15 protein-coding genes are annotated in these 25,291 nt (G+C 43.2%); 8 read left to right on the top strand and 7 right to left on the bottom strand.

The window, feature by feature from the left end; genetic code table 11:
• The first annotated feature begins 528 nt into the window (after positions 1-528).
• A complete protein-coding gene (locus tag ACJJI8_RS18260; RefSeq protein WP_444933272.1) occupies positions 529-1,755 on the top strand; it encodes a S8 family peptidase in 1,227 nt (408 codons plus the stop codon).
• Positions 1,756-1,855: 100 nt separating this feature from the next.
• Here the strand turns inward: ACJJI8_RS18260 and zigA are convergent, their stop codons facing one another.
• Complete coding sequence (gene zigA, locus ACJJI8_RS18255) at positions 1,856-3,061, bottom strand: zinc metallochaperone GTPase ZigA (RefSeq protein WP_444933271.1); 1,206 nt, start codon at positions 3,059-3,061, stop codon at positions 1,856-1,858.
• Positions 3,062-3,940: 879 nt separating this feature from the next.
• On the opposite strand from zigA, the gene ACJJI8_RS18250 reads away from it, so the two are divergent.
• The 3 genes from ACJJI8_RS18250 to ACJJI8_RS18240 all read left to right on the top strand — a co-directional run bounded on the left by ACJJI8_RS18250 (position 3,941) and on the right by ACJJI8_RS18240 (position 8,532).
• Complete coding sequence (locus ACJJI8_RS18250) at positions 3,941-5,869, top strand: VCBS domain-containing protein (RefSeq protein WP_444933270.1); 1,929 nt, start codon at positions 3,941-3,943, stop codon at positions 5,867-5,869.
• Positions 5,870-5,956: 87 nt separating this feature from the next.
• Complete coding sequence (locus ACJJI8_RS18245; RefSeq protein WP_444913867.1) at positions 5,957-6,187, top strand: hypothetical protein; 231 nt, start codon at positions 5,957-5,959, stop codon at positions 6,185-6,187.
• Positions 6,188-6,891: 704 nt separating this feature from the next.
• Positions 6,892-8,532 (top strand): OTU domain-containing protein, encoded by a 1,641-nt coding sequence (locus ACJJI8_RS18240; protein ID WP_444933269.1) that lies wholly within the window; start codon positions 6,892-6,894, stop codon positions 8,530-8,532.
• A 252-nt stretch (positions 8,533-8,784) separates the two neighbouring features.
• Here ACJJI8_RS18240 and ACJJI8_RS18235 read toward each other — a convergent pair whose 3' ends face one another.
• On the bottom strand, positions 8,785-9,855 hold the full coding sequence (locus ACJJI8_RS18235; RefSeq protein WP_444933268.1) for a hypothetical protein: 1,071 nt from the start codon (positions 9,853-9,855) through the stop codon (positions 8,785-8,787).
• Between the two features lie 1,116 nt (positions 9,856-10,971).
• Here ACJJI8_RS18235 and ACJJI8_RS18230 point away from each other — a divergent pair.
• From ACJJI8_RS18230 to ACJJI8_RS18220, 3 genes are all read left to right on the top strand, one after another.
• Positions 10,972-11,694, top strand: a complete 723-nt coding sequence (locus ACJJI8_RS18230; RefSeq protein WP_444933267.1) for a hypothetical protein — start codon at positions 10,972-10,974, stop codon at positions 11,692-11,694.
• Between the two features lie 1,712 nt (positions 11,695-13,406).
• The gene (locus tag ACJJI8_RS18225) at positions 13,407-14,621 is read left to right on the top strand and encodes a hypothetical protein (RefSeq protein WP_444933266.1); all 1,215 of its coding nucleotides are present in this window, start codon (positions 13,407-13,409) and stop codon (positions 14,619-14,621) included.
• 183 nt (positions 14,622-14,804) lie between these two features.
• Positions 14,805-15,422, top strand: a complete 618-nt coding sequence (locus tag ACJJI8_RS18220; protein ID WP_444933265.1) for a hypothetical protein — start codon at positions 14,805-14,807, stop codon at positions 15,420-15,422.
• 155 nt (positions 15,423-15,577) lie between these two features.
• On the opposite strand, the gene ACJJI8_RS18215 is transcribed toward ACJJI8_RS18220, so the two are convergent.
• The 3 genes from ACJJI8_RS18215 to ACJJI8_RS18205 form a co-directional block, all read right to left on the bottom strand.
• Positions 15,578-16,258, bottom strand: coding sequence for a hypothetical protein (locus ACJJI8_RS18215; protein ID WP_444933264.1), 681 nt, complete (start codon positions 16,256-16,258; stop codon positions 15,578-15,580).
• A 943-nt stretch (positions 16,259-17,201) separates the two neighbouring features.
• Positions 17,202-18,263 carry a hypothetical protein gene (locus ACJJI8_RS18210; RefSeq protein ID WP_444933263.1) on the bottom strand — a complete coding sequence of 354 codons (1,062 nt, stop codon included), beginning with the start codon at positions 18,261-18,263 and terminating at the stop codon, positions 17,202-17,204.
• Between the two features lie 228 nt (positions 18,264-18,491).
• Positions 18,492-20,402 carry a histidine kinase gene (locus tag ACJJI8_RS18205; RefSeq protein ID WP_444933262.1) on the bottom strand — a complete coding sequence of 637 codons (1,911 nt, stop codon included), beginning with the start codon at positions 20,400-20,402 and terminating at the stop codon, positions 18,492-18,494.
• A gap of 1,174 nt (positions 20,403-21,576) precedes the next feature.
• On the opposite strand from ACJJI8_RS18205, the gene ACJJI8_RS18200 reads away from it, so the two are divergent.
• A complete protein-coding gene (locus ACJJI8_RS18200) occupies positions 21,577-23,598 on the top strand; it encodes a hypothetical protein (RefSeq protein ID WP_444933261.1) in 2,022 nt (673 codons plus the stop codon).
• Positions 23,599-23,771: 173 nt separating this feature from the next.
• Here the strand turns inward: ACJJI8_RS18200 and ACJJI8_RS18195 are convergent, their stop codons facing one another.
• The gene (locus ACJJI8_RS18195; protein WP_444933260.1) at positions 23,772-24,572 is read right to left on the bottom strand and encodes an OTU domain-containing protein; all 801 of its coding nucleotides are present in this window, start codon (positions 24,570-24,572) and stop codon (positions 23,772-23,774) included.
• 135 nt (positions 24,573-24,707) lie between these two features.
• The gene (locus tag ACJJI8_RS18190; protein WP_444933259.1) at positions 24,708-25,061 is read right to left on the bottom strand and encodes a hypothetical protein; all 354 of its coding nucleotides are present in this window, start codon (positions 25,059-25,061) and stop codon (positions 24,708-24,710) included.
• Positions 25,062-25,291 lie beyond the last annotated feature (230 nt).

Raw genomic sequence — 25,291 nt, 5'->3', positions numbered from 1 at the left:
TCCAGCCTTTTCTTTAAAGTTGATAAATTTCGAAAAGTATTTTGCAGCCTTTCTGTGCACAGTGATTGGAAAGCCCTTAGTTATCTCTATATCGGTGCAAAGACAGATAAATAAGTTTGTTTAGGTGGAGGCTGTCACAAGAATAGAAAGAGGCCGGCAATCACCTAAGAAGGATACATCGGTTGCCACTACTATCCCTGTGGGCAAAATTGAAACACTGGTACTAATTTTGTCTCAATATCCAGCCATGACTTGCTCAGGCATATATCTTGCGTAAAGCCTAACGTGCCCTGTCACAACAGGGACAGTGGTACTAATGGTTAGGATGTTACACCCCGTCGGCTAAATCATCATGGAGAGATAACAATAATGAAGTCACTGTTGAAAAAATCCACTCTAGCAGGTGTGTTTTCACTTCTATGTACAGGCTCCTTCGCCACCCAAATGGATAACCTAAGTAGTTCCCCAACAACTGACCGGATCATTGTGAAATACAAGCAGGATTCCACGATCGGACGGTCAACGAGCATGACTCAGGAAACTGTGGAGAAAGCCTCTCGCCGTGCGGGCCACAACTTGCGCCACTTGCGGCGCATGGCGACGGGTGCACAAGTCATGCACCTGGGGAGCCGAAAAAGCCAAGCCGAGATCAACCTGATAATCAACCGCCTAAAACAAGACCCCAATATTGAGTACGCTGAGCCCGACTTGATGATGCACCCTATGGCGGTCCCAAATGACCCCAGCTATTACGACCAGTGGCACTACTTTGAAGCTGATGGCGGACTGAATTTGCCCGCAGCCTGGGATATAACTCAGGGGGAGGGCGTGGTAGTAGCAGTTATTGATACCGGTTATCTCGCTCACTCAGACCTCATGGACAACTTGCTGCCTGGTTACGACATGATTTCGGATTCCGATATCGCTGTAGATGGGGATGGCCGTGATAGTGATGCCAGTGATCCCGGGGATTGGTATACCGATAGTTACTGCGGAAACCCACTGTATCCTGAGTTTGATAGCAGCTGGCACGGCACTCATGTGGCCGGCACCATTGCTGCCGTCACCAACAACAATATGGGTATCGCTGGGATAGCCCATAAAGCAAAAGTGCTCCCCGTTCGAGTACTCGGCCGCTGCGGCGGTTACACTTCTGATATTGCCGATGGCATTGTGTGGAGTGCTGGCGGCTCGGTTAGTGGTGCACCAGCCAATGAAACTCCGGCCCAAGTACTGAACTTGAGCCTGGGGGGCTTTGGCCTCTGTGGAAGCACAACTCAAAGTGCCATCAATACAGCCCGTAGCCTGGGCGCCACCGTTGTTGTTGCTGCGGGTAACTCTGGGCGGAATGCCTTCTGGTTTTCGCCAGCTAACTGTTCAGGAGTTATTACAGTATCCGCAACCAACCGCTCCGGTGGGCTTGCTTACTACTCCAACTACGGCAATGTGGTCGATGTCGCCGCCCCCGGAGGTGAAACTAATTCGGTGGAATCCGATGGCGTTCTCTCTACATTAAACAGCGGTGCGCGAACTCCCGGTAGTGATAGCTTCGCTTACTACGCCGGCACCAGCATGGCCGCTCCACATGTTGCCGGTACAGCCGCACTTATCTATTCAGTCAAGCCCGATGTTACACCAGATGAGGTTGAATCCATTCTCACCAGTACAGCCCGAAGTTTTACAGGCTCATGTCGGCGCTGTGGATCAGGGATTGTTGATGCGGCGGCAGCCGTTGAGGCCGCTATAGAGGATTGAATTGTAGATAGGAGTAAGTTTGATAAAAGACCGGCACTTTGCCGGTCTTTTACACTTTTCCACTAAAGGATCTAGCCAAGTACAGGGGTGAGGTTAATATTCATCCTTGTTCCCATGCGGGAAATGGATCATTCAATGTCGCCCAGTATTCTTTGCCTTGTAGCACTTCGTCCTCGCTTAGCAGGCAATCATCAAGCGCTTTTGTCATGCTGATTTGATTCAAGCTCTGGCCAATAAAGACTAGTTCTTGCCGCATATCACCAAAGGGTTCTACCCATTGCTTTTTAATGGAGCTGCGATAATTCTCGTCAGTGGGCCAGTTTTCTTTGGGTATAGCCTTCCAGAACATCCCAGCGAAACCATAGTGGGCAATGCCTCCCGCTTGACTCCATTCGCCTGCAAACTCAGGACGGGACGCCAGCCAAAAATACCCTTTGGAACGAATTAACTTGCCGTGCCTCTCAGTATTGTGCAGAAATTGATGAAATTTTTCTGGATGGAAGGGTCTACGTGCTTCGTAGCTGAAACTGCTAATGCCATACTCTTCAGTTTCAGGAACATGCTCACCTCGCATCTCTTTAAGCCAACCAGGTGCTTGCTGCGCGCGCTCGAAGTCAAATAAGCCGGTACTTAGAACCTCGTCAATATTGACTTGCCCTTGAGAGATCGGAACTATTTTTGCCTGCGTATTTAGAGTTCGCAGAATGGCTTCTAGGCGCTCAACATCAGAAGGGCCAGCTAAATCCGTTTTACTGATCAGAATGACATCTGCAAACTCGACCTGGTCGATCAGCAAATCAGTTACACTGCGTTCATCCTCTTCGCCTAATGATTCACCAGCATCCTGTAAAAATACGGCCTCGTCATAGTCCTTTAAAAAATTGACTGCATCGACTACCGTCACCATTGTGTCCAAATTGGCAACATCAGAGAGAGAAACACCATTTTCGTCGGCAAAAGTGAAGGTTTCTGCAATGGGTAAGGGTTCAGAAATCCCTGTTGATTCAATAACGAGATAATCAAACCGTCCTTCCTGCGCAAGCTTAGTGACTTCTTCCAGAAGGTCCTCCCGCAGAGTGCAGCAAATACAGCCATTACTCATTTCAACAAGCTTCTCCTCACTAGGGTTAAGAGAAACCTCGCTCTGTACTTTCGTCGAATCAATATTGATTTCACTCATATCATTGACGATTACAGCAACTTTTTTGCCTTTGCGATTGTTCAGTATGTGGCTAAGTACGGTAGTTTTACCGGCACCTAGAAAACCTGAAAGGACGGTGACTGGGAGTTTGTTTGTATGTGCCATTAGCCTCTCCGCACTCTGAGTATTCATCCATGTGTACTAGGTTAATCAGATGGTGTGAAATGATATATCGTATCCTTGGCGGGTCAAGCTATTTCATTTAGATGAGGGCAGGGCGGTAGTATTACCGCTCCTCCTTTACCCGCTTACTTCGCCCACTTTCATGCCGCTCCCGCATGTCGGAATCAATATAGCGATCGGTCGTAGCCATACTTGCATGGCCCGCATCATCGCGCACATGCTCGCGAGGACGGTACTTTACATCTTCAGAAATACCCGTCAGGAGACAAAGGTTGATGTTGTCTACTTATTGAATGACTTTGTCTTCGTTAGCAACTTCCCCACCTAAATTGTTTTCCGGGTTTAGTAGGCCTCTACACAAGAATCTCCTGGGAAGGCGCGCTCTGATTATAAGGTGCTCTGAAGGTCAGAGAAATCACAGAAATATTCAGCGGTTACCTATGGACTAGGGATGCAAAAAATATAGTCGAATAATATCGAAATAATACATAGAGATTGAAAGTGGTGAGCATATGGGGCTGTGCCTGCATCTATATAAAGTTCACAAAAATGAGAAAAAACACCAAGAAAGACTAAATTCTAAAATTTAGCGCCATAAATCTAATGACGCTAACGAGTTTTATACAATAATTAGGCCTCCAATGTTTAGGTTTAGTTGTGGCTAATTAATCCACGTTTGTTTAGTGAATGATTATGTTTTGCGCAGGGCAATATATGCATATGATTTGGTTGATTTATTGCTTTGTTAAAAAAATGTTTTTTTGATGGTTGCTGAGCAATCAATTTAACAAATAGATTGTCTGTGTAGCCAAAACGTTAAACACGGAAAAATAATCTTAGAAATAGTGCTTTGGAGAATGTGTGAATAATATAGGTATGATCTCAGCCGCCATTTTGTTATCTGTTCTTGCAGCTTCATGCGGAGGTGGCGGAGCAGACTCAAACTCTGACCAAAACACGGATGAAAGTTCTGTTGGGAACGGTAGCTCAGGAGGCGGCAACTCAGGAGGCGGTAATGACTCAGGAGGCGGTAATGACTCAGGAGGAGGTAATGACTCAGGAAATGGTGATGACTCAGGAAATAGTGATGACTCAGGAAATAGTGATGACTCTGGCGGCAGCAGTTCGAACCAAATAACAGGTGGTTCTGGTAGGATTTCAGAAAATCTCGAAGAAAGAGTTTCAGGGAAACTTTCCAGTGACACAAATAGTGAAATCCAATTTACTCCAGGTAGCTTTCAAGGGGTTTATGGCGAGCTTGAAATCAGTGTAGATGGAAGTTGGGTGTATGTGCTTGATGACCTTCTCTCAGATCCAATTAAAGGGGGAGAAGTTGTCAGCGATGATTTCGATATAGGTATTCAGGCAAGTAATGAAACAACTCCCATTGCGATTGCTATTGTAGGGTTTGATGATCCATACGAATTTAATGTAGAAACACCAATTGGCACATTAGTGGTTGGTGACACGGAGTACTTAACCGGAGCGCTAACTATCAGTGATGTCGATGGAAATGCACCAACCTTTAATGATGAAGCTATTGAAGGCGAGTATGGCGATTTTAGTATAAATAAAAATGGTGATTGGGAGTACTACCTTAACGAGAAAGCTGAAGATATTCCCTCAGGAAGCTCAGTTACAGAGACGATCAGTCTGTCACTTAGCGATAATAGCTCTCAACTATTAACGTTTTCTATTAATACGATAAAGGTTAAGGAGAGTAGTATTGTATTCATATATATGGAATTCGATGGTGACTCGTCGTTAGATATTCTCGGTGTATCTGATCTTGCAAATAGAGTTTTCAATAACCCAGACTCTATGAATAACGTGTATTATAATAATTCGCTTGGACAACATAATTTTGTACGGCATCGTGTTGAAGATAGTTCACTAGGGAATTATTGCTATGGCTCGCCTGGACAGTATGCCTCTTCAATTGATTGTGTGATCTTCAATGTCCCTGATGAAATAAATGGAGATATGCTTAGCTACCAAGAGATAATTGATAGGGTACATCTTGGTGGACGATACACAGACAGAGGGATGAGTTTTCGTGACGAAGCTACAAAGTGGGCCAAAGAAAACTTAGTGGATGAGAATAACGAACCTTTAGACCTAGGGAAATGGGATCATAGAGTCTATCTTTATCCGAAAGCTATTTTTGGAGCAAGTGCTATAGCTGCAACATGGGGGGGGTGGTCCTTAGTAGGGTTGGATTTTGGTCCAGCACGTGGCCTAGATTTTATTCAGCATGAAGTGGGTCATAATTTTGGATTAGCTCATGCAAATTTTGATGGCAATAATGATGGGGATGCTTCTGATGGTAGGTATGGGGGGCTAGGAATAATGGGACTTGGCTATTCCAAAATATTTGGTAGTGGCCAGCGAGAATTCTTAGGTTGGTATGAGCTATTCCCGGAATATACAGGAGTAGTTACACCGACTGCGGGCGTTTTTCAAGAGGCAGAATTGCAATCAATTTACCTCGGCCCCGGGGAACTTTCAAAGGATATTCCCCAGCAAATAAAAATACAAAGTGAGGGTAGCAGCCATGGGAAAAATTACTACTACATTAATTACCATGCTCGCCATTCTATAATGTATCCAACCCAAAATGCTCCTTCGGTGATTGTTAGTTATGTCGATGATGGTGCATATAATGATGTGGCGAGACTTAAGTCGTTAGGCGAGTCTTTTGTAGATCCTATGAATGGGTTGGTTATCAGGTTTGAATCGATAGATGCTGTAAGTGGTTACGCAAAAATTTCCGTAAAATATAGTGACTGATTATATTTAAATAAATGTGTTTGTATGGTGGAGATTGTGTTGAGAGTGCTATTGTTGATAATTTTGTTTGTTATGTCGGCGACTGTCTTGGCTGAGAGCGTTATAGTCGGGACGGTAGAGGAAATTGTTTTAGAAGGTGAGGGGTTTAGTCAAATGGAGTATGTTTTTTCAGTTAAGGATGAGGCTTCAGGAAATTATTTTTTCATTGGCAAGAAAGAAACAAAAGGCCTTGATGTAAAGCATGGAGATCGTGTCAGCATTAAAGCTGAATGTGAAGGCTCTCTGATTAGTAAAATTAGTGAGATTAATCTGCTATAAACATATTGCTGAGCGTGAGACGTACCTTAAGAGGGTATACATGACCGGGTGAAACTTGGGTCCTGGGAGTCGGTGAGATAATCACTAAATTCGATCATGAATCTGCTTAATAGTGGCTTCTGGGCCCAAATAGAAATACAAGCTAGTGCAAGAATTGTGGTCAACTCTTTTTGACAGCCGAACCCTAAGCGCCTCAGTATTTCATCTCCGCCATATTTGGTGGCAGCCTGTCCTTTTTTGATGTGTTACTTGTAGCAAAAGTGTCCAGAGATCTACATCTGTATTATTTTCTATGAATGCTGAACTTTAAATTATAAAGCACTTAAAGTTAAAATTTAAATATATTAATTAAATAGTAGATCAAGGCTGAGGGAAAATGAAAAAGTTTATCAGCCAAGTTGCTTCCCCATGGGGTTGGTGGTTGCAGCAAGGTTTGATCTGCTTAATCCCGTGAAGGGTTTTCATCTGGCTTGTATCTGGAATGATGGGCTGAAACTATGGTGGGTAATGCGTTTATATTCAAGATTGATTATTCGCAATATTGAAATATTTTTTCCAACTGAATGGCAAGTCTTGGAGGTATAACAATAGATTGGTATTGGTGAGTAATTGATAGCACTAAGCCATATATCTTTTCCTAATGTGTATGGCGAAAAATTTGTTTTTCTAAGTTAATTATAAGAGAAAATCTCGGGAGAAATAATATGTCAGGTGGACTCTCGGCCACTAAAAATAAGGCTGGCACGGCAAATGCAAATAATACCACAAGAGGGGGTGACGCTGCTGGTGCCGCCAATAGGCGTGAAAATGCGACAGCTGGCACTTTACAAAGACAAAGGTCGGGGAGGTTTCTAGATCGCATGCGTAGCATGCCGAGTGCTAGAAGCTTATCTCCTAATAGTGTGACGAAAGCAAAAAATCCAGAAAGAGCAGACGTTAAAAAAATAAAAGAGCTTAATGAAAAGCAAGTGAAGTTTTTGATGGGGCTATCTGAGGGAAGAGAGCCTGAATTATCGTTCAATGAGATGCTAGTAGAAATTATTAAAGATTTCCCGGCGTCAACAAACCCTGGGGGGGTAGCAAATAGAGCTAGGGAGATTGATCTTGCACTGAGTGCTTACCTTGGCGTCTTAAGGAATCAAGTCAAGGTTAAGAAACTTGACCGTAAGCATGACACTCTTTACCGTAGTATGAAAGGAATCCAGGAAATTGTTGCTAACAATAAAAGCTTGGTTAATTTTAATGGAGGTATCAAAGATAAGTCTGTTGCTGAAGTTTGCAGTTTGATCAACTTTGACTCGAAAAATGCGAGCGCTGGCATGAGGGACGATGATAAAAAATCCAAGGAGATAAGCGATGTCGCGCAGATTGCGAACTTTGTTGATAAAATTGGAAAATTGCCGAAAGCATCCGATCGTCTGGAAGATGTGGGTGAGCAAGCAATAATGTTGTTAAAAGATGTTTCAGGTGAAAATCGCCCGACAGAAAATCAAGTTAGTAATGCGCGTGAAGCTGTAAAACAGCGAATAGAAAATCTTAAAAAACTGGAACTGGCACTTGCAAAACTTCCGGAATTTGTTGATAAAGGATGTTCTTCTTCAACTACATCGAAAAAAGTTGGATGGGAAGATTCCTTTAGGAAGTACTGGAGCGAATCGGTAAATGAAACAACAGTCAGAGATGCGCCAAGTCATATGGCTTCAGATGCATACGAATATTCCACTAAGTCGGAAAGTAGGGAAGAGGGCGCTCAAAAAAAGGTTAACTCTGCAGAGATGGGAGCTAGAGCCCTTGTGCGAACGAATCGAGGCGACATTCTTCCTCAATTATTAGAAGACATTAAAACAGACGGGGAATGGTTTTCAGATACTGGTGATCTTATCCCATATTTACTGGCCCATGCGTTCCAGGTGCCTGTTTCTATCGCAATGGTGAGCCAGGATAAACAAGGTGTGCAGGTGGTTACAAACGTGCAAGTCTATAATGAAGACTGTACAAATAATCCCGGAATCACCTTGGTCCATATTCATGGTGATGGTGATCGTACAAATCACTACGAGGTCCTAGATAATCCGGGGTCCCTCGCAAGATACAGAAGTTCAGGCAATGTTAAGGGTAAGGTGAAATACGATCAACTGAAAACTCAAGAAGTTGAAGGTGATGGCAATTGCTTGTATAGAGCCTTTGCTCAAGCATTCGCTGATCAATCCGGAAATAGGCCATATACCAAGGATGATGACTATAAGTCTATTCGACAGCAACTTGCATTGTGGGTCGAAGTAAACCAAAGTACAAAAATAGTTCAGAGTGCTATTACTTCACTTACACCGTCGACCAATTCTTAGGTGTACCATTGATCCCAATCTAGTTACATAGAGCGCTAAAAGAACGTGCCGCGAGCTTTAATAGCTTGCGGTTCTCATTTGTTTGGGAATCTTACTTTCTTAGCGAAGTATAAGGAAGTATTAGACCACTATATAAGTGCGCTTAGCGCACTTATGGGGCAGCCCCTTTACGCCATGCTTTTTAAGGGACAAGCAGCGCCGCCCGCTCTGCGGGGGGGTTGCTGATTATTTGTGTGCCCGAACAACTAAAGTTTAACTGCTCAAAGGCACCCTTTCGTCAACTGATTCCTCTCTGAGGTTCGGAGTAGGAGCTGGTACATTTAAGTTTTGAATTTGCTCAATGAGATCCGCATGCTCTCTGTCTGCCTGACTTTGAGTTACTGATGTGCCAGTTTCAATCGGTACTTCACCACTACTGCTGGGTTCGCCTTGAGGTAATATCGTTTGCTCCTCAGGATTCTCGTTGAGAGTGGACGCAGTGAAATCTAGAACTGGAGCTATTGGAAATTCGTGTAAAGTACTGGCATGATCCTCTAATGTTTCGCCCGATGTAACTAGCTCTTCATTCCCTGTAGATACATCCAACCCGCCGTTTTCTAATGCAGATCTATTGACCTCTTGCTGCGACACACTGTCAGAGTCTCGTGCAATCGCTTGTGCAAAAGGCCCAGAAGAATATTTTACTTCAGATGCAATAGGTAGGGATTCCGTTTTAGATCTCATGCGTGCAAGCTTATTTTCTGCAGAGAGAAGGTGTTTCTCCGCAGCTATTATGAATCGTTCATGTTTTAGCTTAAACCTCTTATTATCTTCTAGTTCATTTTTTTTCTCTTCTAATTCATTTTTGTTGTCCACAATTATTTCCATATATCTCTCAGCAATCTCCTTATCTTTTTCCTTTCTCGATCCTGACAGCTTTTCAACAGCAGCTTCAGATATCTTAATTTCGTTCTCCAACTTATTAATGGTTTTTGTTATCTGGTCGATATTTGATTGTTTTGTGTTTGCTTCTTCCTTTCGCTCATTTATAACCTTCTTGATACCATCTACTTTTTTTTGTTGGTTAGTTATAGATTTATTAGATATTGCCTTGGCGTAAGGTATTGCCGGCACGTGAGAAATTCCATTTGGAGGTTCGTTTCTATTGTCCTCATTATGTATTGGTGCAAGATTTGCCTGAGAAAGTGCGTTAGCTTGTACTTGTGAAAATGATGAGTCTCGTTGGTTCCCTTCGGGATTGCGGGCTGTATTTCCCTGAGACTCATTGGCTCCAGTCACTGAATTTGATGACGAACGATTTGATATTATTTCTGGTCCCGGCATAAATGCCACCTCTATTGATGCGTGTGAAAATCCGAGTAGCATACCGGTTTGTATCTCAATAGACTTGTTATTTTGGACAAATATTTTTAGGATTAAGTGTTAATGATACTTAGGTGAATCTTAAGTGGTTTCATGTCAACCTGCCATTATTCAGTTGTATGATGACAGGATAATTAAATGCACGAAGTGCATCTTTTGATAGATTAAGACACTAAAGCATTTATTCTTTATGCGGTACTTCGGTAGGGTCTATATGCCGACCTATTAGGGTATAGAGCCAGCTCTACAGCGATTATCTTACAAGGCTCTATACGCTTATAGGGTAATCCATCACTTTGTTGCAATTAACTTTTGTGTGGTGGCAGGAGGGGGGGTAAAAACATGGGTGTCATTCGCAGAGTGCCGAACCTATTTATTTTTGTGGATTCCGAAGTGGTTTAAAATTATAGAAAAGTCTAGCTAGGTTAAGCGCCTGAATTGCCTGCTACTGAGTTTTGAAAGTCTTACTCGCAGACTTATTAATAGCTCTGTAGCTTTTGAGTCCTACTCTAAGGATATTTTAGAGGGTTCATGCTCTGTATTGCCTCTTCTTGTGAGGTCCAGACATTCCCATAAAACTGCAGCTTGACTGATAGCCTGATGTATCATGGCGTTGTTCTGGGTCACCTTCCATGCATGTGGGTAAGAAAAACACAAAAAATCATACCTATAATTGCAAGATTTTAATGTGTGTCTATGGTATGGCAAGCTCAATTATCATTGAGCTGGGCAAAAATGTTGATCTGCTGTTGATGAAAATCTGAAGCAGTATATGCACCTCAGTATGAGGTAAATAAGATTTCAAGTTTTAATCGAGACCTTAGGTGTCTAGGTGGGTGTATTGCTGGGAGATTGTAGGTGTTGGTTTCAAGTTTAAAAGGTAGTGATCGCAGAGGGGCAAAAGTTCCAAAAAATTGAGGCTCAACTCTGAAAAAATTGGGCTAAAATTGAAAGATATATCGATTTATATTCACTAAGCTTTTAGTAGATTGGCTTGCTTTGGCTTTGGGGTTTAACTATGGAAAGAGCAGCTACTGAATTGTCAGGAAATTTTCCAAACACTTAGTGGAGAAAGATATGTCGGGTTCCATAAACGGGGCAAGTAATCAAGCGCAGCGTACTACCTCTAAACTTGAAAATGGTCCGCAAGATCAGGTAAGCAAACCAGAGGGGCAGGTCTCAGAAAAAAGAGCTGACCATAGAGGAAATTTTTTTTCAAGGATGGGGTGGCTGAATCCTAAAAAGATCTTTTTCCGAAGTCCAAATCAAGTGTTAGCTGCCCCTTATCATGCAGTAGAAAAAACTGCCAAACAGCGAAATCTTGACTATTTGAACGATAAATCTACAATTAGTGATTCAGAAAAATGGCAATACAATGGTCAGAGTGTCGATGAGATTTTGCGTAAGCCCGATGTCAACTCTAGCAAACCAGTCGGTAAGATTACTGTTGATTCACCTAAAGCGCCGCATTATCACGATGGTAAGCCAGTTGTTTCCAGTAAGGAACTTCCTGATGTTGACTCGGGAGCGATTAAAAATGCTCCCTCCTTGCCACCCAGAGATAGTATGAGGAATCAGGATGGTAATTTGCAGAGCTTGGATAATAGGGCTACCGAGAATCCTCAAACTGATGATGAGCCCTTTTCATCGGATCTAAGAAAGGAAAATGATGTTATATCTTCTTGCGCAGACATTAATTGGGATGATGTTAAAGTATGCAAGCAGAATGTCACTATCGATTTAAGTGAATTAGATTCCGGAATCGAGGAGGTGAATGAATATGATAGCCAATCGATTTAAGATATAATATAAGAATCCTAGAAGGGTAATCTACAGCTATTGGTTTATTTAAATTGATTCTAGGTTCAACCTTTTAGTTTCAGGGATGTAGTAAAGTAATATTAAAAAATAAGTTGAGAATTCACTATTATGGAAAGGTTGAGTATACCTTGCCTAAAATAGGAATTTTAATGGTATACTTTTACTACTTTCATGTCCAGAATTCGGTTAATGGGAATTCTGGACATGCTGCCCTTAAATAAATGTTTCACCTTTGAAAATATTTACAAGCTATTCTGTTAAGCTTAATATCGAATGTTTTGAGTGAGATCACTGGTGACGTACCTTGCCCAACACATCAATGCTCACTTTATATGTCGAGTTGGATGTTTCATCTTTACACGGATCGCCACTCCGATATTTCCAGTATTCTGGCCACATCTTTTATCGGCAGAGAGTTTTGCGTACTTGGCTCTTTCATGATATGCGCATCCATATTTATATTTGATAGTTATTGTCGATTACCTAAATCTATATAACAAAAATTTCTTCAATATTGTTATTTAGGAGATTTATGGCGCAGTGTCATTGTCGAAGGGATCTCCTAAGTCATAGGAGTCAGCGTGTCTATTCATTTAATAGATATACTGATTAATTTTTTTGGGGAGCCTCAGGAGTTTTGGCTTTTTTATTGGGTTTGTTGCTGAAATAGTTGAAGATGTCATGATTTTCTATTCTCGCATAATCATGTTTGACTGAATCGTATGCCCCAGTGCCAATCGTTATTCTGATAAGGTGCCTGATTCACATAAATGTTATCGGCGACACAAACATAAGATTGTCATTTGGTGACGTAGCTGTAATATAAAATAGTTTGGCTAAATTCATAAGACCATAAAAAATAGATGTGAGATTATGATGGTGTAGATTTAGTTGCGGTATTGGTTAATGGAGGGCAAAAAAATTCATCATGTAAATTCTAAATATTTAAAGAGAAAAGTATAGCTTGGCTAGAAGCCACCCGTTCAAAATACGGAATCGAGTATACGCTCAGTCTCGCGGCCTTTCTCAATTTTCACTACCCCAGCTGCCCTTGGTGAAGCAGTCGATGGGGTTCTAAATATGGGTGCGTTCAAGTATAGATCCTAACAAAGAGTAGAGCTTTGAGGTTTACGGTAAAAAAATTCGATATTGCAGATAGAAGAATAGTAATGTCAGCAGATGATAGCTATTAGCGCTTGTATGTCTTTCGATTTACATTAGGTAGGTTCTCGCATCGGTTAGTAACTAGTTTCGATCATGAAGTGATCGTTTGTAGTGAACAGCTACTAGGGAGAAGGGCGCTGAATCTCCTAGTGTATCTATGTAATTCCTCGGCGGGGACGTTTGACCGATTGATTTTAATTTCAAAGAGTGGTTACGTCTTTCTGTGAAAATATTAACAATACGAAGATTGGTTGGAATGAAATATTAATGTCAGGAAAATGCGCACTACAACCATAAAGATTAAATTTATAGCTTGGAAAAAATGAGTAACTTATTTGCAGCTATAGTAATAGGCTGGTTGTAGTTGACTGCTGACTAAATCTGGCTGATTTTGTGAGTGTAATCAATCGGACATGCGATCCATAAGGGGAGTGCTGCTATTTCGATATGGATGAATAAATCAGGGTTAGTACCTTTTGGGAAAGTATATTTACTTGTTTGTAATTATTTAACTTTGTGTGGAAAAAATGACGAAAATTAATTCTTCTCAATCTGTTGATGCTAGTTCTTCTTCTAGCAGTTTCCAGTCGCTTGTTGAAGTGAGCGGTGATCAAACCTTAAATCAAGATAACTCCACGAAGCAATCCGGCTTTAAACGTAAATTGCAGGTTGTGGGGCAAAGGCTACGTGGGGGGTTGGCGCTCCTAGTGTCCGGCCTGAATCGTAATAAAAATAATCGGGTACCAACTCCCAATGAAGTAAATTCAGCTGGTAAAGCTGGGGGGCTGCCAGTTGATCTTGGTCAGTTAGTACAGCTATCTGAACTTCACAAAGAAGCTGAGGAGGCTCTTGGCAGCAGCAGTAACGACTTAGTACAGTTAAGAAACTTTAAATCTATTGTCGATAGAGAGATTGAATATCTCCAGTTAAATGTAATTAATTTAGGCTCAAATGGCGATGGTGATAAATATCTCATTGGTGAGATGGGAAGGGTAGGGGATTCGTTAAAAGATTTGTCAAGGAAGTATGAGGCTTACTTAGTTCCAGAGAAGGATTTGATCCAGCATACTCTTGATCGGACCAGAGTAGATAATGTCTACTTTATGCGGGTTTTATCTACGCGCGATAGCCAGTTAAATGAAATTTTTACGATTACCGCTGATAATTCCGCGACCGATGAAAGTACTGAATTTCTACGAGAGTTTGGGCGCGCAATAAGTGTAGGTGTTACTACCGAGCCGCAAAAACATGAGACCCTTGATGGCTACTTGAAAGATCTTAAAGCTGCGATGTTGGAAGATTTTAGATCAGGAAAAGATAGTAATCTTAAGAGCTTAGAAGCTCTTGGGGATAAGTTTGTAAAGTATGAAGATCAAGGTCAAAGCTGGCTAGTAGTGCCGGGTAGTGAAAATAAATATTGTCTAAATGTGTCAGATAAGGAAAGGGAGGGTGTTCTTAATAATCTTGAGAAGTTAAGAAACTTATATCAAGAAAAAACACAAAACAACCAGATTTCTGTTTCCATTGAGGATGATAAGGCTGGTTTGTCCGATGGTTCAATAGTTGAGACTGGCGAACCTTCTACCTCTATTGAAGACGCCGCCGTCGGAGTAATTGATGATTTATTGTTAGGTTATAAAGAAGTGGTAAAAAATATTTATAGTACTTTTTTTAAAAATGAGTCGGTTGCTCAGGCGCTTGAGGACGTTCTTGAGGAAAAAGGGCTTGCTGCCAGCAATTAGGCTGTTTTTAGTTTTTGTGCAGTTTCGCATCTCAATATTGCGGGACTGTATCTTTAGCGGGTTTATAGGTTGGCAGTGCATTTTTTCGGGTGTAATTCCTTTTCTATAACTTTTACGGCTGAAAGCTGGTTCTTTAATATAGATGAATGATTTAAACAAAAAATATTTAGCTTGGGTGATAAAATGACTGGTATTTCAGAAGCTGCTTCAATAAGCAGAACAAGTTCAAGTGAGGCATTATTTGATCCTCAGGTTGAGGAGAGAGATAGTTCAAGTTTCAGTCGGAACATTGTGCGTCTATGTGGATGTGTCCCTGGAGCTTTTCAGGCATTAGTTTCCGGTTTTCGGAATAGTCGGTCCAGAGAGGTTGCAGTCCCAACAAAAATTCACTGTGATTATCAGGAAAGTTATGGGGGGATAGAAGAACTTCAAGGTAAGATCAAAAATCTTAATAAAACTATCTGTTCCAAGCTGGAGAGCTGTTCTGATATAGAAACTTTAGAGTCGTGGTTGAGCGAAGTTAATCGTTACGAAACTGTGGTGCAAGAAATGGGTTATGAATTAGAAAAGCAAAATGTTTACAATGAAAAATTAGATACTTTAATATCGTTATCGGGTCGCTTGAGTGCATTGGGTGAGGATATAGAAGAAAAAATAAAGGGTTTAAATGAAAATCCTCCTAGGAGTGATGAGGTGCCGCCCTCCAATCATGAGGCAAATGATAGAGTTGGCAAGCCTGGCTGGCAAGAACTGGATGTGAGCACTGGTAAGGTCATTGCTGAGTGGCCGAATAAATTGTAGTGGTCCAGCTTATCTCCTTAGATCATGAAAGTGGTAAAGATCTATCGGGTGGGTAGATAAAGCCTTTCGCCTGAACTTGATCTGGCAGAATATCGTCTCAAGCCGGTATCTGGCAGATCAAGTATGAATTCCTTTAGTGAGCTAATAGGGTTTTTTTATTGGGATGAGAGGAGTGGGTCCTCTTCAATATTTTCGTTATTCTGAATTTCGTTATTGCTTGCATTTTCGCAGTGGACATTGGCGGAATTTCTTGGTGCGTTCAGATGTTCGATTTCTTCTATTAATTGTTGATGTTCCCTGTTATCCTCACTTTCTTGTCTGTTGCGCACTGTAGCTTCTGAAGTTTCTCCCACTTCAGAAATAACTGTCGCAACTGGGAATTCAACTGTGGCCGCAAGGGGGAGGCTTTCTTGTTGCGCAATAGTTCGCTCAAAATTTTTCTGAATTCTATTATAGTCAGCTCGGTCAGACATAAGTTTTTGTTTTTCACTTTTAAGAATGTCTTTGGCAAATGGTAATTTATGTCTCTCTTCACGAGAGAACATACTAATGAACCTGTGTCGCATTGATTTAAGTGATTTCACATCATTTTCAGCTTCTCTAACTCCTAATTCTCGCATTTTAACTGTATCTCCAGCAGAATTTAGATCCTTTTTCAAGTCTTCGATTACATCGATAGCGTCAGCTATTGTTGGGCCTGCACTTGAACGTGCATGCTCTGCCATTTGCGAAACAGTGGAATTTGTTCCACTGTTTGCAGCAGTTGGATTTTCTTGGTGTCTGTTTGCTGTGCTTTCTGTTGTTCCTTGACTGATTGTTGAACCTATTCGTGGCATAAAATTCATCCATTAAAGATATTTTGAGTTGGTGTAAAGTATTAGGAATAAAACTATTAAGCTTTCAGTATCGGACATTAATTTTTAAAGTGTGAGCTAGACTTTGCTGGTAAAATTAATGAGTTTCGAGCTGCTTAAATTTTAGTAGCGTTGAAATATTTCTTCCCTGCTCACTATCATTCTTAGTGAGTATTCCAAAATTCTTATTTTTTATAAGGGACTAGTCAGATAGAAACTATAAACGGCATTATATAATTTCAATGCTTGACCTGGGAGTGGGTCGAATACATTTTGGGGAGGTTCATGTTTTTTTCGATAAAATTAACGGCAGAATACAGCAGATCTTTGTTAAATTGAAAACCACTGAAACGGTAAGTTTATTTGGTGCTTCTATGAGTATTAAAAAATATGGTGGCAGATTGACGATAGAAGCCTCCATGGGGATAAAATTGCAACGGAGATTAATTGGAGAGGGAGCCTCTGAATAGTTCCGTGAATCGCTCTGAAGGTACAGAAGGACGGGCTTTATCCGCTGCGTTGTAGATCTTGCAAAGGGCTAGGGGCATTCGCGGTGAACTGTGTCTAATCTCTGCAGCCATCAAGAACCGTATAGCTATTATCGAATTATTCAGAGGCTCCTTGGTTCGGGCCAAATGTGATATAGCCTGTTGAAAAGGGGGCGGTTTTCACAGAGGTCCTAAATCTAAAATAACACCAAGGATAAATCCCATGATCCATACGCAGGGGACCCTGCATGGCTCAGTTATTATAATAATGCTCGCAACCACGAGGGTAACACGACGGTAATATGTGTTGCGGCAGCACTCCGATGGCAACCCTTGAAGCCTGAAAAGGCTTCTGGAAGAAAAAATATACCAACTGAATTTGACCTGACAGAACACCTGCTGGAAAAATCGGTCACTGTCAGATCAAGCTTGAACGACTACGGTTGATCGTTTATATAGACTACGCTATCACCATCCTCAATTTCGGGGGCAACGTAGCTTTTAATGGTTTCCTCATTTCTTTGGAGCATTGCATGGGCAGTCTCTAGGAAGTACTCCGCATCAGCGAGTAAAGTTTTGAGTTCGTCTTGCACTGCATTCTTGTCTTCGCCTTCATAGGCGTAAGCCCTTCCCCCTTGGATAATCGTCATTTTGGATCGGGCGTCTTCATTTTCTAGAACGTCGATTAACTTCTCTGTCTTAGCGGCAATGTCTTTTGCGAGGTTTTTATGAGTGGCGAGTGCCTCTTCAGATTCATGCTCTAGGTCGCTGTCTATCTCGCCGATTTGTTCAAGGGCTACACTGTGAGCAATGATTGTATGCTGGAGTTTGACAATATGGCTTCGCAGGTCTGAAAAATTTATTGGCTTCTCATCATCTAATTGCGCTCTAATATCATCGATGGAGTCTTTGTAAGTTGATGCCAACAGTATGTCGATTTTATCCTTGAGAGGCTTGCTATGTTGTTCAGTTTTAACTTTAATGTCGGGATCTTGCTGGCGAGGTCGCCTGTTGAGTATTTTGCTAGCAAACTTATACTTTTTATCTATTAGATTCTGGAATTTGTCTTTAAAAATCCTCCGCCTCTCGGAGTCCCTGTGATCATACTTTCCCGCTTCCTTGGTATGCTTTGCTTTTTCAGCCAATTTTAGTTCGACATGTTTGTTCATTGCTTCAGGTTTTGTTTCGCTGGCCATTCTCTGGATCCGCTCCACTTCTTTGGCGGTCTCGGCCTCAGATTTTCTGGATTTTAAAGTAAGAGTACTTAAGCTTTCCCCCAATGTTTCACGTAGTTCGTCAAAAGACTTCTCACTGGGACCTTTAAATCTGTTAAGCCCTCGAGAAAAAGCATGTTTACAATTTTCTTGGAGCCTTTCCCTCTCGGTGGCATAAGTGGAGGAACGTCCACCCTGACTACCGCGGGTATCGGTATCTCTATGCTCGTTAGTGGGGCGAGTGGACTGTGTAGTGTTGGTTCTTCCTGTTGGGGGGATGCTCATGCAGCTTCCTCTCTTATCGCTGTATTTTGAAATTACTTGGCACTGGCGCGCCCAGTTATGTAGGCGTATAGGTGGGTAGCTCAGCGCTCAGCGCTCAGCGCTCAGGGGGCCGACATCTAATTGCTGCGGCAGGCCTGTTGGTTCGCTTTTCAACGCTAAGGTTGGAAACCTATATCCGTTGAGCTTTGGTGCATCTGAGCCCCTTCCTTAATAATTTATGTACGAGATTCAGTAAACATAGATTGCGCCGGATGATTCCGCGCTATTATCGGCTTGATTGCCATTAATACCGGTAGCACTGCTGTCCTCAGAGTCAGCTACTACAGCCAGGGTATTGCCATCGGCACTGAGGCTGACAAAGCTACCAAAGAAATCAAGAGCTTCGGTATTGCTCGCTTTTAGGTAGGCCTGCTGTACCCAAGCTTCATTCACACGGATAAACACGTAGGCAGCACCTGCGAAGGTGGCTTCATTATTGAGCTGATCGCCATTAACTCCAGTAGCGCTGCTCTCTTCACGGTCAGCTCCTACAGCCAGGGTGTTTCCATCGGCGCTAATGCTGATGGAACCACCGAAGGAGTCACCAAAGCCTAAATTAGTTTCCTCAGTATTGCTGGCTTTAAGATAGGCTTGCTGTTCCCAGGCGTCATTCACTCGGGCAAACACATAGACCGCGCCGCTATCGATGGCACTATTATCGGCCTGATCACCATCAATACCGATAGCGTTGCTATCTTCGAAAAAAGCTCCCACAGCCAGGGTGTGGCCATCGGCACTGAGGCTTACAGATGTACCGAAGAAATCACGAGCTTCGGTATTGCTCGCTTTAACATAGGCCTGCTGTACCCAGGACCCCTCTCTTTGGCTAAAAACATAGACCGCACCTGCTGCGCTGGCGCTATTATCGGATTGATCGCCATTAATGTCGCTAGAGCCGCTACTCTCGTGATTTGCCCCCACAGCTAGGGTTTGACCATTGGCACTGAGGCTTACAGTGGCGCCGAAGAAGTCACCAAGATCGGTATTACTGGCTTTGACATAGGCCTGCTGTAGCCAGGCTTCATCCTCACGGGAAAAGACATAGACGGCGCCAGAATTTTCGGCGCTACTATCATCCTGTTCGCCGTTAGTACCGGTTGCGCCGCTGTCTTCGGAATCAGCCCCTACAGCCAGGGTGTCACCATCGGCACTGAGGCTTACAGAGGTACCGAAACGGTCAAAAGTATCGGCGTTGCTGGCCTTGAGGTAAGCCTGCTGTGTCCAGACTCCGTCCTCTTGGGTGAATATATAAACTGTGCCTGCATAATCGGCGCCATTCTCCGATTGATCGCTAGCAAAACCGAAAGCTGCAAAGTCTCCGGCATTAGCCCCCACAGCCAAGGTGCGACCGTCGTCACTGAGGCTGACGGAGCTACCGAACTGTTCACCAGCATTCGTATTACTGGCCTTGAGGTAAGCCTGTTGCTCCCAGGCGCCATTTACTCGAGTAAACACATAGACTGCGCCCGAATCCTTGGCGCTATTGTCGGATTGGTTGCCATTGGTACCGGTAGCGCCACTGTCTTCGCGATCAGCCCCTACGGCCAGGATAAGGCCATCGGCGCTTAGGCTGATAGAGAATCCAAAAGCGTCACGTGGATCGGTATTGCTAGCTTTAAAGTAGCCAATGCTCGCCGCTAGGCTGTCGCTGACAGAGAGCAGGTCTGAGTCACTACACTGTTCTTTCTCTCCGTCGCTGTTACAAGCCCTCAGTAGATATTGTGCATTGGTGCGGGCGAAGAGGGGAACTTCCAAAGCCAGGGTGCCGCTGCCCTGGGGGATATTCTCAGCGACTGGGCTAAAGCCTGAGTTCCCATCGGGGTTTTCCAGCAGATGGTAATGGGTAGCCCCTTCCGCGTCGGTCCAATCAAAGCGGAAAATCTTGGTCGCCTCGAAGCTAAGGGTGAAATCCTGAGCTGCTCCAGGGGTAGCAGGTGGCTCTTCTGCGGGTGGCTCTTCCACAGGTGGATCTTCTGCAGTCGACTCTGTTGCAGCTGGTTCTTCGTCGACAGTCTCTTTATCACTGGAGCCTCCGCTACATCCAGAAAGGATCGAGAGAAGCAGCAGCATTAGTAGAACTTTGTAATATTGAATGGTCATTTTTTGTTGGCTGTTGGCTGTTGGCTGTTGGCTGTTGGCTGTTGGGTATAGATAAAAAGAGATGATTATCCTAATAGTCGATTTATTTTCTTTTATTTTCTTTTATTTTCGGGCTTTTATTTTTAGGTTTTAGATATTATTAGCGAGTGGTTCGTGCTGCTATCGCGAGAGGAGCCTAATTGATAAAGCTGCGTGATGAGGTGGGTGGAATCAGGCTATTGCGGTAATAGGTTTGCAGCCTTGTGGAAATGTCCTTTTTAAGCCTTCCTGTTGGACGGTGTTTCGGAGCCAGGCAGCCTATAAAGTTGCGATTATTTTGTTTTTAAAATTTAAGGATAGGGTGGGTAAGATAGGCTCCTTCCTAGCCTGTTAGATATCGGTCACTAAATGCCATAATCGTGGTTATGGCAACTTCACTTAGGCTTGATTTCAAGTAATAACTGCAATCCCTTTATGTCGCAAGAAGATAAGTGTATGTCGCCATTTCTGAAAATATATTAGCGAAATTGTCCATACCTTATAGTTGCAAGTCAAAAATTGAAAGATTAACTGGCTAATTTAAATATAATTTGAATAAAGTACTATTGTTTAGGATTAACTTAAGGAGCCTCTGAATAACTCCGTGATACCTCTGGCATGCAGAGCGGTTCACAATCAAGGCGCGGCTTCGCAGGAATGTCTAGACCTTTCAAGAAGTCGCAACGCGGAGTGTGCATCGCTCTGCAAGCTCCGAAGGGCGGGCCTTGAAGGCCACAGCTGCTGCGTTGCAGCTCTTGCAAAGGGCTGCGGCCATTCACGGCGGGCTGCGTCTAACATCTGCAGCCTTCAAGACCCGCAGAGGCATTACGGAGTTATTTAGAGGCTCCCGTGATTTTGTTCTTTCGGTGTATTGTGCTTTTTGCATTGATCTGCTGGTTATTGACCCTGCTCCTGGCATACTAAATTCACCACCCGGAAGTTTCTAGGCTCTTGGTGACTGAGTGTTTCATTCCTCTTTTATGGCTCATTCCTGGGCCTTTTTTTACCTTTATGCGGCAGTAGATGTTCCCGATGACTCTTTCGGGTTCTCCATCCCCGAAATCTTTAGAAATTAATAAAATTATGCCCAAAAACTAAAGATGAGATATAGGTGAAATCTGATAATGCTGGCACCTCGTGAAATCTATAAGAGTTAATGAAAGTGACTGTTTCGTGCTTTAAGGCCATGACTATGGCAATGCTTCTATTTACCCTTGCAGGCTGTAGTGGCGGTGGGGCTAATAATGGCGATACTGACGGTGAAGATACCGCTGTAGCAGAGTCGCCTGCGGAAGATTCACCTGCAGAAGACCCACCTGCAGAAGACCCACCCGCAGAAGAGCCACCCGCAGAAGAGCCGCCCGCTGCCCCTGGAGCAGTTCAGGATTTCACTCTAAGCTTCGAGGCGACCAAGATTTTCCGCTTTGATTGGACCGATGCGGAAGGGGCCACCCATTACCATTTGCTGGAAAATCCTGACGGGGTTTCCGGTTTCACACGTTTAGTCGAGGATATTCCCCAGGGTAGTGAGACCCTTACGGTGCAAGTGCCTCTGCACGCCCGAACAAATGCGCAATATATTCTGCAAGCTTGTAACAAAGCGGGGGAGCAAGATCTTTGCACTGATTCAGACCCCCTTTCTGTGAACGACACCTTGGTGGAGAGCATTGGTTACTTTAAGGCCAGTAATACTGGTGCTGGCGATATCTTCGGAGTATCAGTCGCTATCAGTGCTGATGGCCACACCTTGGCAGTAGGCGCTATCAGAGAGCAAAGCGATGCGGTCGGTATCAATGGCGACCAGGACAACGATGACGGCATCGGCCCAGCCGGTGCGGTCTATGTGTTTGTACGGGTAGATAATAGATGGGTACAAGAGGCCTATATCAAGGCCAGCAATAACAACAGAGGAAATTTTTTCGGTGTTGTCACTCTAAGTGGAGACGGAAATACTTTAGCCGTTGGTGCACCCTCTGAGAGCAGTAACACAACAGGTATCAATGGCGATCAAGGTAATACTGATGCCACAAGTTCCGGTGCGGTTTATGTCTTTACACGTATAGACGGTAGCTGGACACAAGATGCATATATCAAAGCGAGTAATACAGGCTCCTTTGATAGTTTTGGTCGCTCTTTAAGTCTCAGTGATGACGGCCGCCTTCTTGCGGTAGGTGCACCTTATGAAGATAGTGGTGCTACTGGTATCAATGGTGACCAAACTGATCCCACTGTTATTCTGACACTCCCTGGCGAAGGTGGTACTTTGCTGGTAGATGCTAATGGTGATGGTAATAATGAGGATCAGGGCACCAGTGATACTTCGGACTCAGGAGCGGTCTATGTTTTCTCCTATATAGATGGCACCTGGATACAGGAAGCGTATGTTAAGGCGAGCAATACTGACGCCAATGATGAATTCGGAATTTCCGTCAGCCTGAGCGGCGATGGTTCTACGATGGCCGTTGGCGCGATTGGAGAGGGCAGTAGCGCTGTCGGTATTGATGGTGAGCAAAGTAATAATGATGCCCAACAGGCTGGCGCTTGCTATGTTTTCTCCCGTACAGATGGTGATTGGGCACAGCAGGCATATATCAAAGCCAGCAATACTGATTCAGAGGATTCTTTCGGTCAATCGGTTACCCTAAGCGATAGTGGTGATATTTTGGCCGTTGGTGCCAGCAGTGAAGACAGTAATGCAATAGGCACTGATGGCGACCAAAGCAATGATGAAGCCAAAGACTCTGGTGCTGCTTATGTCTTTACTCGCACAGATAATAAGTGGACGCAGCAGGCCTACCTCAAGGCCAGTAATTCAGATGCCTCTGACGCTTTTGGTGAGTCTGTTAGCTTGACTGCCGATGGTCGAACGCTGGTAGTGGGGGCACCTAAAGAGGGCAGTAGCGCAAAGGGTATAGGGGGAGACCAAAATAATAACAGTGTCGAAAATGCTGGTGCAGCTTATGTGTTTACTCTGGTTGATGAGGCTTGGTTACAAAAAGCATATCTGAAAGCAAGTAATACTGATGCAAATGATAATTTTGGCTATTCCGCTAGCCTCAGTGCCGATGGCGATGCCCTGGTTATTGGGGCTCCCAATGAAAGCAGTAGCTCTACTGGTATTAATAGTGATCCGGACAACAATCAAGCTGAGATTTCTGGTGCGGTTTACATGTACTGATTGAAGCCTGGCATCCGCAAAAATCCCCCATCATATTTATTGGAATGGGGGATTTTCAGGGCTACTTGTGTAGCCAGCTGGCTTATTTTGAAATGGAGCTTACAAATGAACTCTGTGTATTGACTCGCTGCACATCCTCATTGGCAAAATCATTACAGTAGCCCCCAGTCTTCCTAAAGGGCTCTCATAAAGTTGATGGTATTTTTCACATCCTCGTGATCCTGGTTCTTAAGAATCCAGTCTCCTAGCTTAGTACGTAATTCCAAAGCCTTGTCTGTTGATTGGTTTGTCGCTTTACATATAGCAGAAAATAAACAGTTTCCGTCCCCTTCCACATCAGCCAATACTAAAGAGTCGTTATTAAAAGATTTAGTAAGCTCTTTGGGATTGGAAGTGTTATTTGTTATCAGTTGGAAGTGGTCATCCTTCAGCAGTAGGTTAATCGCTTGTGAATCATCATTTTCATACTTTGTACCGAGCTGGTTGGCATAAGCTTTCCCTCCCTCGGAGGCTGAGACTACATTGATTGGGCGCTTTAGGTAGTGGGAGAGAAGTTCGGGAAAACAGTCAGCACTTTGCCCTGCCCAAGCGCCGTCCGTTTTAATATAGCCCACTAGATTTTCAGTCCACTCTTTGTCAGTTAATCCAGAATTATTAAACCACTTCGTGTCAGATAATGGCGGCTGAACTTTTTTAGGTTCACCGAGACCTTTTGCTCTGTTAAGCGGTGCACTTTTACTGATTGACTTAGGTTGGGGAGCGGCGGAAGTTCTGTGACCATCTCCTAGTGCTATATGATTGAAAGCCTTGTGGGTATACATGAAAGCATTGTAGCCTTTCGCTTTCATTTTTGCGAAAAAGGTGGGCTTTATGCTTGTTTCGCTCAGGTTCGTTTTGCTTAGGTTCGGTCCTTGAACTTTCTTGATCGGCTTGACCGGTGGCATCTTAGGTAGTTTAAAATTGAATATAGCCACGGTAAAAAAACTCCAGGAAATTGATTGTTCGAAATAAAGGATTATTCGTTTCGTTAGGCTATCTTTAGTTCGTCCCATCAAAAATATTTAGTTGGGAATCGTGGGTGAAAGTATCGAGGTGCTTAATCAGCGTATTTATACTTTAGACACTGCTTCTTCCATCTCTTGTATGCTAGCCCTGACAGCATCGATCTTTTGATCAGCACTTGGAAAGCTATCCTCGCTCATGGTTTGGGTAAGGTTCTCCATGAGGTTAATTAAGGCCTGTTTAAGGGGTTCTATTTGTATGGTGGAGCCTAGACTTTTGATGGCTTTCGGGGTGCCTACAGGAATATTTTTCATACCATTGTTATTGGAAGCATGAGAGTATTCTTGTAGTCTAGTATGTGTTTTTATGTTGGGCTGAGGTAGCTCCGTCGAAGCTTGCATGCTTTGAACATTTTTGAATCCCTTAATAAAATTACAATTTTTGGTAGTAACTTTAGACATATTAAAAATTCTTAACCTGGCTACATAAATTGGATATTGATGAAAACTGGTTGTTAAAGATATGGCACCTTGATTTCAATGGGTTGCAACAAAAAAACACACTCAAAATTCCAAATCGTAATTTGTAACTAAGGAGTCTCTGAATAATTCCGCGATGCCTCTGGCCTGTAGAGAGATTCACAATCAAGACGCGGCATCGCAGGAATGTCTAGACCTTTGAAGAGGTCGCA

Source organism: Microbulbifer maximicatervae (SeqCode) (assembly GCF_052467695.1).
Note: the sequence above shows the minus strand (reverse complement) of the source record. Positions and strands in the feature narration are given on the sequence as shown.

Excerpts from the sequence above, each read along its gene's own strand:
- ACJJI8_RS18260 (WP_444933272.1), top strand. The coding sequence starts at position 529 with ATGACTCAGGAAACTGTGGAGAAAGCCTCTCGCCGTGCGGGCCACAAC.
- zigA (WP_444933271.1), bottom strand. The coding sequence starts at position 3,061 with ATGGCACATACAAACAAACTCCCAGTCACCGTCCTTTCAGGTTTTCTA.
- ACJJI8_RS18240 (WP_444933269.1), top strand. The coding sequence starts at position 6,892 with ATGTCAGGTGGACTCTCGGCCACTAAAAATAAGGCTGGCACGGCAAAT.
- ACJJI8_RS18235 (WP_444933268.1), bottom strand. The coding sequence starts at position 9,855 with ATGCCGGGACCAGAAATAATATCAAATCGTTCGTCATCAAATTCAGTG.
- ACJJI8_RS18230 (WP_444933267.1), top strand. The coding sequence starts at position 10,972 with ATGTCGGGTTCCATAAACGGGGCAAGTAATCAAGCGCAGCGTACTACC.
- ACJJI8_RS18225 (WP_444933266.1), top strand. The coding sequence starts at position 13,407 with ATGACGAAAATTAATTCTTCTCAATCTGTTGATGCTAGTTCTTCTTCT.
- ACJJI8_RS18220 (WP_444933265.1), top strand. The coding sequence starts at position 14,805 with ATGACTGGTATTTCAGAAGCTGCTTCAATAAGCAGAACAAGTTCAAGT.
- ACJJI8_RS18215 (WP_444933264.1), bottom strand. The coding sequence starts at position 16,258 with ATGCCACGAATAGGTTCAACAATCAGTCAAGGAACAACAGAAAGCACA.
- ACJJI8_RS18210 (WP_444933263.1), bottom strand. The coding sequence starts at position 18,263 with ATGAGCATCCCCCCAACAGGAAGAACCAACACTACACAGTCCACTCGC.
- ACJJI8_RS18205 (WP_444933262.1), bottom strand. The coding sequence starts at position 20,402 with ATGACCATTCAATATTACAAAGTTCTACTAATGCTGCTGCTTCTCTCG.
- ACJJI8_RS18200 (WP_444933261.1), top strand. The coding sequence starts at position 21,577 with ATGAAAGTGACTGTTTCGTGCTTTAAGGCCATGACTATGGCAATGCTT.
- ACJJI8_RS18190 (WP_444933259.1), bottom strand. The coding sequence starts at position 25,061 with ATGTCTAAAGTTACTACCAAAAATTGTAATTTTATTAAGGGATTCAAA.